This is a genomic window from Rhodopseudomonas palustris, assembly GCF_007005445.1.
GTDB classification, from domain to species: domain Bacteria; phylum Pseudomonadota; class Alphaproteobacteria; order Rhizobiales; family Xanthobacteraceae; genus Rhodopseudomonas; species Rhodopseudomonas palustris_G.
Window position 1 is genome coordinate 242,416 of sequence record NZ_CP041387.1, and the last position, 12,002, is coordinate 254,417.

Annotated in this window: 9 protein-coding genes and 1 riboswitch; of the genes, 5 read left to right on the top strand and 4 right to left on the bottom strand. The window is 64.9% G+C overall.

Going from position 1 to position 12,002, the window contains the following annotated elements; translation table 11 throughout:
- Nucleotides 1–33: 33 nt before the first annotated feature.
- Genes FLL57_RS01110 through FLL57_RS01120 form a run of 3 tightly spaced genes read right to left on the bottom strand, consistent with a single transcriptional unit; the run spans nt 34 to nt 2,746 of the window.
- Nucleotides 34–825: an ABC transporter ATP-binding protein gene (locus tag FLL57_RS01110; protein ID WP_013500911.1), complete on the bottom strand. Its 792-nt coding sequence runs from the start codon at nt 823–825 to the stop codon at nt 34–36.
- Nucleotides 822–1,640, bottom strand: coding sequence for an ABC transporter permease (locus tag FLL57_RS01115; RefSeq protein WP_013500912.1), 819 nt, complete (start codon nt 1,638–1,640; stop codon nt 822–824). Before FLL57_RS01115 ends, FLL57_RS01110 begins: the two co-directional genes overlap by 4 nt.
- Nucleotides 1,641–1,675: 35 nt before the next feature.
- Entirely contained in the window at nt 1,676–2,746 is a 1,071-nt protein-coding gene (locus tag FLL57_RS01120; protein WP_047307424.1) for a putative urea ABC transporter substrate-binding protein, read from the bottom strand.
- Nucleotides 2,747–2,821: 75 nt separating this feature from the next.
- Nucleotides 2,822–2,926, bottom strand: a riboswitch (guanidine-I (ykkC/yxkD leader).
- A gap of 221 nt (nt 2,927–3,147) precedes the next feature.
- On the opposite strand from FLL57_RS01120, the gene FLL57_RS01125 reads away from it, so the two are divergent.
- A complete protein-coding gene (locus FLL57_RS01125) occupies nt 3,148–5,535 on the top strand; it encodes a hybrid sensor histidine kinase/response regulator (protein ID WP_142881909.1) in 2,388 nt (795 codons plus the stop codon).
- Nucleotides 5,536–5,559: 24 nt separating this feature from the next.
- Here the strand turns inward: FLL57_RS01125 and FLL57_RS01130 are convergent, their stop codons facing one another.
- Complete coding sequence (locus tag FLL57_RS01130) at nt 5,560–6,354, bottom strand: IclR family transcriptional regulator (protein WP_142881910.1); 795 nt, start codon at nt 6,352–6,354, stop codon at nt 5,560–5,562.
- Between the two features lie 361 nt (nt 6,355–6,715).
- Between FLL57_RS01130 and FLL57_RS01135 the strand changes: the two genes are divergently transcribed.
- From FLL57_RS01135 to FLL57_RS01150, 4 genes are all read left to right on the top strand, one after another.
- Nucleotides 6,716–8,074, top strand: coding sequence for an aromatic ring-hydroxylating dioxygenase subunit alpha (locus tag FLL57_RS01135; RefSeq protein WP_142881911.1), 1,359 nt, complete (start codon nt 6,716–6,718; stop codon nt 8,072–8,074).
- Nucleotides 8,071–9,531, top strand: coding sequence for a glutamine synthetase family protein (locus tag FLL57_RS01140; RefSeq protein ID WP_142881912.1), 1,461 nt, complete (start codon nt 8,071–8,073; stop codon nt 9,529–9,531). Before FLL57_RS01135 ends, FLL57_RS01140 begins: the two co-directional genes overlap by 4 nt.
- Nucleotides 9,532–9,579: 48 nt before the next feature.
- Nucleotides 9,580–10,755, top strand: coding sequence for an ABC transporter substrate-binding protein (locus tag FLL57_RS01145; protein WP_013500918.1), 1,176 nt, complete (start codon nt 9,580–9,582; stop codon nt 10,753–10,755).
- A 379-nt stretch (nt 10,756–11,134) separates the two neighbouring features.
- Nucleotides 11,135–12,001, top strand: a complete 867-nt coding sequence (locus tag FLL57_RS01150) for a branched-chain amino acid ABC transporter permease (RefSeq protein ID WP_013500919.1) — start codon at nt 11,135–11,137, stop codon at nt 11,999–12,001.
- Nucleotide 12,002 lies beyond the last annotated feature (1 nt).

Here is a 12,002-nt window from a genome sequence, read left to right on the forward strand (position 1 = left end):
CCTCACGGTGAACAAACGCCGGGTCGTCCCGGCTCATGCTCCCTGTGCGGCCGGGTCGTCCCGGCCGGAGCGGATTGGATGGTCGGTGCGCGGCTGCGCGATGCGCCGCGGAAAGATTTCGAGATCGCGCGAGATCGTGGCGCCGTAGCGCTCGCGCTCCTCGGGACGGTTGCGATTGCGCTCGAACGCGATCACGCGGGTCGCCAGGCTGAACGCTTCGGACAGATCGTGCGTGACCATCACCACCGTCAGCTCGGTCTCGTTCCACAGCCGCTTCATCAGCACGTGGATGTCGGCGCGGATGCCCGGGTCGAGCGCGCCGAACGGCTCGTCGAGCAGCAGGATCTTGGGGCCGCGCATGATCGCCTGCGCCAGCGCCAGCCGCTGCTGCATGCCGCCGGACAGCGACGCGGGATATTTGTGCTCGTGGCCCTTCAGCCCGACCTCGTCGAGCAGCGCCAGCGCCTGCTCGGTCGCCTCGCGCCGCGCCCGGCCGAACAGCCGGCCGAGCAGCCGCGACTGTTGCAGCTCGCGGCCGAACAGCACGTTGTCGAGCACGGTGAGATGCGGAAACACCGAATAGCGCTGGAATACCACGCCGCGATCGGCGTCGGGTTCGCTCGGCATCGGCCGGCCGTCGATCAGGATCCGGCCGCGGGTCGGCGTCTCCTCGCCGAGCAGCATGCGCAGGAAGGTGGTCTTGCCGCAGCCGGAGGGGCCGACCAGGGCGACGAAGGCGCGCGGCGCGACGTCGAGCGTGATCCGCTCCAGCACGATGTGGTCGCCGTATTCCTTCCAGACGTTGTCGAATCGGATCGCGCTCATTCCGCCCTCACCGCGGCGAACCAGGGGAAGGCCTTGCGCTGGATCAGTCGCAACGCCAGGTCCATCAGGAAGGCGAGCAACGTGATCCACACCACGTAGGGAATGATCACGTCCATCGCCAAATAACGTCGCACCAGGAAGATGCGATAGCCGAGCCCGGAGTCGGAGGCGATCGCTTCGGCGGCGATCAGGAACAGCCAGGCGGGGCCGAGCTGCAGCCGCAGCGAGTCGATCAATCGCGGCAGGATCTGCGGCAGCACCACGCGGAGCGCGATCTGCCAGGTCGAGGCGCCGAGCGTCTGCGCCTTGATCAATTGCTCGCGTGGCAGCTCCATCACCCGCATCGCCAGGTCCCGGATCATCGCCGGCAGCGTGCCGATCACGATCAGCGCGATCTTGGAGTTTTCGCCGAGCCCCATCACGATGAACAGGATCGGCAGCAGCGCCAGCGGCGGCACCATCGACGTCACCGACACGAACGAGCCGAGCAGCGCGTTCGCGGCCGGCAGCAGTCCGATCACGATGCCGAACACGAGAGCCAGCGAGGTCGAGATCGCCAACGCAGCGCCGAGCCGTTCCAGGCTCGCCAGCGTGTCCGTCCACAACAGATAGCTGCCGGTGCGGGCGTCGACCTGAAACGCCATCTGCTTGACTGCCTGGCCCATGCTGGTCAGGGCCGGCAGCAGCTTGTCGTTCGGATTCTCAGCGAGCCTGGCGCCGGAGCCCAGCAGATACGCAATGATCACCAGCACGAACGGCAGCGCCGCCATGTAGATGGCGAGTTGCCGTCCAGGCCTGATGTTCACCCATCGCATCGTCGTGCTCCGGCTTGGCTTGTGGAGGTGATCGCTTACAGCTTGCCGGCCGCGGCCATGTCCATGAAGCTCGGGTCGAACCGCAGCTTCACGTTGGACTTGTCGCCGAGCACGCTCTTGTCTGCGAGCTCGATGCCGACGGCGTCGGCCGACTTCGCGCCCTTGCCGAGCAGGTCCTTGTCGAACAGGAACTTGCGGACGCGGTCCATGGTGCTGCCGATCGCCGCGCTCTTGGTGAAGGCTTCGGCGTCCGCGGCCTTGCTGAACAGCCTGGTCGAGGCGAGCTGGCTTTCGAAGCCGGCCAGATCAGTACCCGACGCCTTCGCCATCGCTTCCTTGGCGGCCTTGGCCTCGGCGCCTTCCGCCGTCATCTTCGCCATGGTCTCGTACCAGATCCCGACCAGCGCCTTGGCGAAGTTCGGATTGTCCTTCACCACCGCGGTGTTGGCGACCATCAGATCCATGATTTCGCCGGGGATCTGCGAGGAGTCGAATACCTTGTGGGCGTCGGGCGAAGAGAGGATTTCGGAGACGATCGGATTCCACGTCACCACCGCGGTGACGTCGGCGGTCTTGTAGGCGGCGGCGAGGTCGGCGTCGGAAGTGTTGACGACCTTGATGTCCTTCTCGGTCAGCTTGTTGGATTCGAGAGCCCGCGCCAGCAGATAGTGCGACACCGAGAACTCGACCAGATTGACTTTCTGGCCCTTGATCGCAGCCAGATCCTTCTTGTCCTTCAGGATCACCGCGTCGTTGCCGTTGGAGAAGTCGCCGACGATCACCGCGGTGGTGTCGACGCCGCCGGCGGCGGGAATCGACAGTGCGTCCATGTTGGTGATCGTCACCGCGTCGAAAGAGCCGGCGGTGTACTGGTTGATCGACTCGACGTAGTCGTTGAACTGCTTCACCTCGATGGTAATGCCGTATTTGTCGGCCCACTTCTTCACGATGCCGGTGTCGGCGGCGTAGCCCCACGGCATCCAGCCGACATAGATCGACCAGGCGACCTTGAAGTCCTTCTTGGGGGCGGCGGAGGCTCCGGCGACGCTCAGCGCGACGATCGAACCGGCGAGGATCAGAGAAGACAGCAAACGTGTTTTCCGCATCGGATCATTCCTCAGAATCTGGTCACGATGAGGAATTGACATGGACCATCGTTTGCCAATTCCTCGGCTTACGAGGTCTCCCGGGCTTTTGTCCCGCCGTGCGTCCGAAGGATTTCTCCCTCCGGGGGGCAGCTCTCGGACCAGCGTCTGAAACAGACCGGAACCCTAGCCGCCAACTCTGGGCAGATTGTTGCCTCAACTCACCGGCGTTTGGAAGCATCGCACCGCACAAACAATGTGCAGGCGGCGACGGTTGTTTGTTCAAACTGGCGAGCCGACTGGCGGCGCAGGTAGGATCGTATGCCGTTGTTGACCGAGCTCAAATCTCCTCCCTCTATCGCCGTCGACGCCAACCGGGCGTTTGGGCTAGGCTCCACCAATCAGGCGCAGCAGAGGCGAAGGTGACCAGCAAGCTGTCGGCGTCCGAGCAGGCGCTCATCGACCGGGAAAGGGAGCTCGCGGAGGTCCAGCGTATCGCCAAGGTCGGCGGTGTGGTGGTGGATCTGGCCGCGGGGTTCCGCAACCATCGATCCCCGGAATATCTTGCGATACACGGTTTGCCGCCCGAAGCCGTCAACGAGACGCATGAAGATTGGGTCCGCCGGCTGCATCCCGAGGATCGCGAGCGCGCCGAACGGCAGTTTCTCGATCTCGTCAAGGGAACCTCGGACCGCTACTCGGCCGAGTATCGCATCATCCGCCCGAACGACGGCGAAGTGCGCTGGATCGCGGCGGAAGGGCGGATCGAGCGCGACGCATCGGGGCGTGCGGTGCGGATGGTCGGGGCGCATATCGACATCACCGATCGTGCCGTCGCACGTGAGATGCTGCGCGAGAGCGAGCAGCGCTTCAAGCTGATCGCCGACAGTGCGCCGGTGCCGATCTGGGGCACCCGTCTCGACCGCACCCGCAGCTTCGCCAACCGCGCTTATTGCGACTTCATCGGTCTACCCTATGACGAAGCACTGGTGTTCGACTGGCGCAGCATCATCCACCCGGACGATGTTGCGGAAGTTGTCCGCGCCAGCATTGCCGGCGAAGCCTCGCTGCTGCCGTTCGTGCTCGAGGGCCGCTATCGCCGTGCCGACGGGGAATGGCGCTGGATCAGGTCGGAGTCCCAGCCGCGGTGGGATCCGGCCGGGCGGCATATCGGATTCATCGGTGTTGCCCACGACATCACCACCGCCAAGCAGGCGGAAATCGAACTGCGCAACGTCAACGATACACTGGAGCGGCTGATCGCGCAGCGCACCGCGCAACTGCATTCCAGCGAGTCGCAGCTCCGCACCATCCTGGAAACCACCAACCAGTATCAGGGCCTGCTCGATCTCAAGGGCCGACTGCTGTACGTCAACGGCACCGCGCTGGCAGGGATTGCGGCCGAGCCGTCGCAAGTGTTGGGCGCATTGTTCTGGAGGACGCCGTGGTTCGCGGCCACGCCAGAAGCTCCGGAAGCGATCGAGCGCGCGTTCCAGGCGGCTCGGGCGGGGGAGATCGCAAAGCGTGATCTCGAACTGCAACTCCCGGCCGGCCCGCGCCACATCGATTTCTCGTTGCGGCCGGTGGTGGATGCGCAGGGCGAGGTGATGGCGGTGCTGGCCGAGGGCATCGATTCGACCGAGCGCCGCCGCAACGAGGAGGCGCTGCGGCAGGCGCAAAAGATGGAAGCGGTCGGTCAGCTCACCGGCGGCGTCGCGCACGACTTCAACAACCTGCTCACCATCATCCGCTCCGCAGTTGATTTCCTGCGCCGGCGCGATCTGCCCGAGGAGCGCCGCCGCCGTTATGTCGATGCGATCTCGGATACCGCCGATCGCGCCTCGAAGCTGACCGGGCAGTTGCTGGCGTTCGCGCGGCGGCAGCCGCTGTCGCCGGTGGTGTTCGACGTCGCGGCCCAGATCCAGAGCATTGCCAATCTGATCCGCCCGCTGGTCGGCAGCCGGGTCGAGATCGACGTCGACACCGAGCCGGGACCGAACTACGCGATCGCCGATGTCGGACAGTTCGAAACCGCACTGGTCAATCTTGCGGTCAACGGCCGCGATGCGATGAACGGCGAAGGCCTTCTGTCGATCGCGCTGCGCCGCGTCGACGAGATCCCGCCGGTGCGGTCGCAGCCGGCACGGCCGGGTGCGTTCGTGGCGGTCTCGGTCACCGACAGCGGCAGCGGCATCGCGCCGGCTCATCTCGACGTGATCTTCGAGCCTTTCTTCACCACCAAGGAAGTCGGGCGCGGCACCGGGCTCGGTCTCAGTCAGGCATTCGGCTTTGCCAAACAGTCCGGCGGCGAGATCAGCGTGCACAGCACGCTGGGCGAGGGTTCGACGTTCACGATCTATCTGCCGCAGGCGCCGGCGCCGGAACAGACCGCGGCGGCGAAGCTGTCGCGCACCGATCCGGCCGGCGGGCTCGGCCATCGCATCCTGGTGGTGGAGGACAACGTCGAGGTCGGCAAGTTCTCCACCGAGCTGCTGCAGGATCTCGGCTACACCATCAAATGGACGAAGTCCGCCGACGAGGCGCTGGCGGCGCTGGCCGAAGACGAGTTCGCGTTCGATCTGGTGTTTTCCGACGTGATCATGCCGGGCAAGAACGGCGTCGAGCTGGCGACGATCGTCCGCGAGCGCTATCCCGGCCTGCCGGTGGTGTTGACCAGCGGCTACAGCAGTGTGCTCGCCGAGAATGCGCATCAGGGCTTCGAACTGGTGCAGAAACCGTATTCGGTCGAGGCGATCTCGCGCGTGCTGCGGCGGGCGATTTCCGAGCGCAGGTCGCGGCCGACTGGATGAGTGAGTTCGCTACGCTCCGCGAACTCACATCATCAGCGGCCTGGCTTCTTCGGCCATCGTCTGCAGCAGCGGCAGGAAGCGGTCGATCATCTCGCCGGTGGTGATGCGGTCGACATGAGCGCCGATATTGGCGGCGGCGACGATGGCGCCGTCGTAGCGGCGGATCGGCACCGCGACCGAGCGGAAGCCGGGCTCGGCTTCGCGGTCGACCAGCGAGTAACCCTTGGTGCGATCGGCGATGATGGTGGCGATCACCGTCTGCTTGTCGGTGATGGTCTCTTCGGTCTGCCTGGTCAGCGTCATGCCGTTGATCGTCGCCGTTAGCTCGCTGTTGTCGAGCCGGCTGAGCAGCACGCGGCCGACCGAGGTGCAGAACAGCGGCAGTCGGTAGCCGAGATCGATGCCGGCCGAGAACACCCGCGCCGGGCTGGCGCGCGCCACGAACACCGCGTCATCGCCGTCGAGTATCGCCAGCGAGCAAACTTCCTTGGCGCTGGCCGACACCCGATCCATCAGCGGCTGCAGCACCGCGCTGATCTGGTTCGACGCCAGATAAGCAGACGCCAGCCCGAGCACGCGCGGCGTCAGCGCGAACAGCCGGTCGTCGCTGCTGACGTAGCCGGCGCTCTGCAACGTCAGCAGGACACGTCGCGCGGTCGCGCGCGGCAGATCGCAGGCCTTGGCGACATCGCTCAGCGTCATCGGTCGCTTCTCGGTGCCGAAGGCCTCGATCACCCGCAGTCCACGCGACAGGCTTTCGATGAACTCGGCGCTCTCGGTCGGCGCATCGTCGGCGGCGGGGCGTTTCAGCTTGGGCATCGGTGGGTACTTCAGTGTGGGGTTGCTGGCGAGCCCTATGGCGAGTCTCCGCGACCTATGGGCGCTGAGCTATACGATTGTTCGTTATACGAACACAAGTTCGCTAATGCTTTGAGCGGGTGCCATCCTCATAGGCAGCAATCGCGGAGAATTTGCTCTTGCGCGACTTGCTCTTTAGAGGCAGTTTCATTCTAAACGAACGAATGTTCGTCTATCGAACGTTTTGCTGTGCAGAGCGAATGATGGTCAGGATCAATGTCAGCGGCTATGGCACCCACAAGCTGCTGCGCCCGCCGACCGCGATCGCTTCTGCGCTCACAAAAAGGCAGCCGCCCGAGGCTGCGCGAAGGAGGCCAACGCCATGATGAGCCAGGAACAGAACGATCTGATCACCCGGGTCGGGCCGGGGACGCCGTGCGGCAAGCTGATGCGCGCGTACTGGCAGCCGGCTGCCCTCGTCGACGAGCTCGAAGGTGAGCGGCCGATCAAGCCGGTGCGGCTGCTCGGCGAAGACCTCGTGCTGTTCAAGGACGAGAACGGGCGCTACGGCCTGATCGATCGCGATTGCCCGCATCGCGGCGCCGATCTCGCCTTCGGGCGGCTGGAGAACGGCGGGCTGCGCTGCGCCTTCCACGGCTGGCTGTTCGACGTCGACGGCAATTGCACCGACACCCCTGCCGAGCCGGTCGGCTCGCCGCTGTGCAAGAACATCAAGCAACGCGCGTTCCCGGTGGTCGCCAAGGGAGGCATCCTCTGGGCCTATCTCGGCGCCGGAGAGCCGCCGGCGTTTCCGGAGATCGATTGCTTCGTGGCGCCCGACAGCCACGTGTTCGCCTTCAAGGGGCTGATGGAGTGCAACTGGCTGCAGGCGCTGGAGGTCGGTATCGATCCGGCGCACGCCTCGTTCCTGCACCGCTTCTTCGAGGATGAGGACACCTCGCAGGCCTACGGCAAGCAGTTCCGCGGCGCCTCTGCCGGCAGCGATCTGCCGATGACCAAGGTGCTGCGCGAATACGATCGGCCGATCATCAATGTCGAACACACCGAATACGGCCTGCGGCTGATCGCGTTGCGCGAGATCGACGACGAGCGCACCCACGTCCGCGTCACCAATCAGCTCTTCCCGCACGGCTTCGTCATCCCGATGAGCACCGAGATGACGATCACGCAGTGGCACGTCCCGGTCGACGACACCCACTGCTACTGGTACGCGATCTTCACCAGCTACGCGGCGCCGGTCGACAAGCAGAAGATGCGCGATCAGCGCCTCGAACTCTACGAGCTGCCGGACTACAAGTCGCGCAAGAACAAGACCAACGATTACGGTTTCGATCCGCACGAGCAGGCGACCGCGACCTACACCGGCATGGGGCTGGACATCAACGTCCACGACCAGTGGGCGGTGGAGTCGATGGGCGCGATCCAGGACCGCACCCGCGAGCATCTCGGCCAATCCGACAAGGCGATCATCCAGTATCGCCGGCTGCTGCGCCAGGAGATCGAGAAGGCGGCCTCCGGCGCCAAACCGCTGCTGGCGCTCGACGAAGCCGGCGCACGCGCGATCCAGGGACCGGCGACGATGGACGGCATCGGCCCGAGCCGCGGCTGGGAAACCTATTGGATGGAGGTCGACGTCAAGCGTCGCCGCGGCGCGCCCTGGGCGGCGCCGGTGCCGTCCGAGATCGCCGCCAAGGTTGCGCATCTGACGGCCGCAGAATGAACGTGCATCAGCGATACGCCATGGGCGACAGCCTGGCAGCGAAGCACGGGCTGTGGTCCGAAGAGCAGATCGATGCGGCGGCGCGCGTCCGCCGCATCGCCGAAGAGCAGGGGCTCGAAACCATCCGGTTCTCGTTTCCCGATCAGCACGGCATCCTGCGCGGCAAGACGCTGGTGGCGTCCGAGGCGCTGAACTGCCTCGACAATGGCGCCACCATCACCACCACGATGCTGGCCAAAGACACCTCGCACAAGACGGTGTTTCCGGTGTTTCAGGCCGGCGGCGGCTTCGGTATGTCGGAGATGCAGGGCGGCGCCGACGTCGTCATGCTGCCCGACCCGACCACGTTCCGCGTGTTGCCGTGGGCGCCGACGACCGGCTGGGTGCTGTGCGATCTGTATTTCGCCGACGGCCGCCCGGTGCAGTTCGCGACCCGCGGGATCTATCGCTCGGTGCTGCAGAAGCTCGCCGACCGCGGCTACGACTACAAGGCGGGGCTCGAGGTCGAATTCCACGTCTTCAAAGTCGAAGATTCCAAGATGCGGCCGGAGCATGCCGGCCAGCCCGGCGAGCCGCCGGAGGTCAGCCTGCTGTCGCACGGCTATCAGTATCTCACCGAGCAGCGCTACGATCAGATGGAGCCGGTGCTCGAACTGATCCGCCGCGACATCGTCGCGCTCGGCCTGCCGCTGCGTTCGATCGAGGTCGAGTTCGGCCCGAGCCAGTGCGAGTTCACCTTCCAGCCGACGGTCGGCTTGCTGCCGGCCGACCTGATGGTGCTGTTCCGCGCCGCGGTGAAGCAGATCTGCCGCCGTCACGGTTATCACGCCACTTTCATGTGCCGGCCGCGGATTCCCAACGTGGTGTCGTCGGGCTGGCATCTGCACCAGTCGCTGGTGGCGCGCGACGGCGGCCGCAACGCCTTCATGTCGGACTCGGACGTGCTATCGGATTTCGGCAGGCACTATCTGGCCGGCCTAATGACGCATGCGCGGGCCGCGACGGTGTTCACCACGCCGACCATCAACGGCTACAAGCGCTATCGCTCGTATTCGCTGGCGCCGGATCGGGCGATCTGGGGCCGCGACAATCGTGGGGTGATGTTGCGGGTGCTCGGCGGGCCGGGCGACAAGGCGACGCGGATCGAGAACCGCGTCGGCGAGCCGGCCGCCAATCCGTATCTCTATATGGCGTCGCAGATCCTGTCCGGCCTCGACGGCGTCGACCGCGGGCTCGATCCGGGCCCGTCGGCGGATACGCCTTACGAAACCAAGGCGGACCTGCTGCCGAAATCGCTGCGCGAGGCGATCTTCGCGCTGCGCGACGATCCATTCTTTCGTACCGCGCTGGGCGACGAGTTCGTCGACTATTATACCTTCATCAAGAATGCAGAGATCGAGCGCTTCCAGGCCGAGGTGACGGAATGGGAACAGCGCGAATATTTCGAAATGTTCTGAGCATAACCCAACGCAAATAACTGGATCAGGCAGAGGAGAGCGAGACGGATGGTGAAAAAGTTTGGGTGGCTGTGCGCGGCCGCGGCGATTTCGTTCAGTGTCGGTGCCGCGCAGGCCGATACCATCAAGGTCGGCGTGATCGGCACCATGTCCGGACCGTATGCGCTGTTCGGCAAGAACTACAAGATGGGTATCGACGCCTGGGTCGCCGAGCATGGCAACAAGGTCGGCGGCCACACCGTCGAGTTCGTCTATCGTGACGAAGTCTCGCCGAATCCGGCGCAGTCCAAGGCGCTGGCGCAGGAGCTGATCGTCAAGGAGAAGGTGCAGTATATCGCCGGCCTGTATTTCACGCCGAACGCGATGGCGGTCGCGCCGCTGCTGCAGGAAGCCAAGGTGCCGATGGTGGTGCTGAACGCCGCGACCTCGTCGATCACCGAGAAGAGCCCGTACATCGTCCGCACCTCGTTCACGATGTTCCAGAACACCGTGCCGGCCGCCAAGGTCGCCAAGCAGAAGGGTGCCACCAAGGTCGCGATCGCGGTCAGCGACTACGGCCCGGGCATCGACGCCGAAACCGCGTTCAAGAAGACCTTCGAAGGCGAGGGCGGCAAGGTCGTCGAGGCGATCCGCATGCCGCTGTCGACCACCGACTTCGGCCCGATCATGCAGCGCATCAAGGATTCCGGCGCCGACATGATCTTCACCTTCCTGCCGGCCGGTCCGCCGACGCTCGGCTTCGTCAAGGCCTATATTGACAACGGCCTGAAGGCGGGCGGCGTCAAGCTGATGTCGACCGGCGACGTCGTCACCGAGCCCGATCTGCCGAATATCGGCGAACCCGGCCTCGGCATCCTGTCGACCTATCACTACGCGGTGTCGCATGAATCGCCGGAGAACAAGGCGTTCCTCGCCCAGCTTCAGAAGGGCGGCGCCAAGCTCGACGAAATCACCATGACGTCGGTCGCCGCCTATGACGGCGCCCGGCTGATTTACAAGATGATCGAGGCGACCGGCGGCAAGCAGGATCCGGAGAAGGCGATCGCGGCGGTCAAGAACATGCAGTGGACCAGCCCGCGCGGCCCGGTCTCGATCGATCCGGAGACCCGGCACATCACCCAGAACGTCTATCTCCGCGAGGTCGAAAAGGCCGACGGCAAGCTGATCAACAAGGAGATCGAGACCTTCAAGGCGCAGCCCGACTGGGGACTGGTTAAGCAGTAAGCCGAAACTTTGGGCCCTCCGCGCCTGCGTTCGTGACTTGGCGCGGAGGGCTGTTGTCGACTAGTACGGGGCAGGTGGGCCTAGGATCAGGGTTGGCTTATCGGGACGGCTGCCACAAGCACGACCTCATGGTGAGGAGGCGCGAAGCGCCGTCTCGAACCATGGGCCGCCAGCAATGCGTTGCCCCATCCTTCGAGACGCCCGGCATCGCCGGGCTCCTCAGGATGAGGACTCAGTGCAATGTGGAAGCGGCGATAGCGCTTCAATCATTTGGTGAAGCGCTCTAGGACAGCGGCGTCAAAGCGAGAGTCGGGAGTCGGGTTGTGAAGGCTGTGTTGAATCGATCGATATCGGCAGCGTCCGCGCGAGCGGCAACCTGATGCGGACGATTCTCGGAATCCTGCCGGACGCGCTGGCCTACGGCATGGTGCTGTTCACGATCTCGATCGGCCTGTCGATCATGATGGGGCTGATGCGGGTTGTGAACCTCGCCCACGGCGCCTTCGCGATGATCGGCGGCTATCTCGCCTCGTTCGCTCTGGTGTCGCTCGGCGTCTCCTATCCGATCGCGATCCTGATCGCGGTGATCGGCGCCGTGATCATCTCGGTGCCGTTCGAATTCCTGCTGTATCGCCGGATCTATCGTCGCTCCGACGAGCTGACCCAGATCCTGCTGACGATCGGCATCACCTTCTTCATCGTCGGAATCGCCAACTATATCTTCGGCCCGACCTCGAAGCCGATCCCGCTGCCGGAGGCGCTGCGCGGGCCGTTCGATCTCGGCTTCCGCATGATCCCGGCACATCGGCTGTTCGTGATCGGCTGCGGCGTCGTCACCGCGGTGGCGCTGTGGCTGATGATCGAAAAGACCGAGTTCGGCGTGCGTCTCCGCGCCGCGGTCGACAACGGCGATATGGCCGAAGCGCTCGGCATCCGCACCCAGATCGTGTATTCGGCGACCTTCGCGCTGGCTGTCGGACTTGCCGCGTTCGGCGGCGTGGTCGGCGCCGAGCTGCTGCCGGTCGAGCCGTTCTACGCGTTGCGCTACATGGTGACGTTCCTGGTCGTGGTTTCGGTCGGCGGCGCCGGCTCGGTCACCGGTGCGATGGCGGCCTCGCTGCTGCTCGGCCTCGCCGACACCACGGGCAAATATCTGGCGCCGGAGTTCGGCGAATTCTTCTTCTATGTCGCGGTGATCGTCATCGTCTATATCTTCCCCCACGGCCTGTTCGGAAAGGCGCACTAAG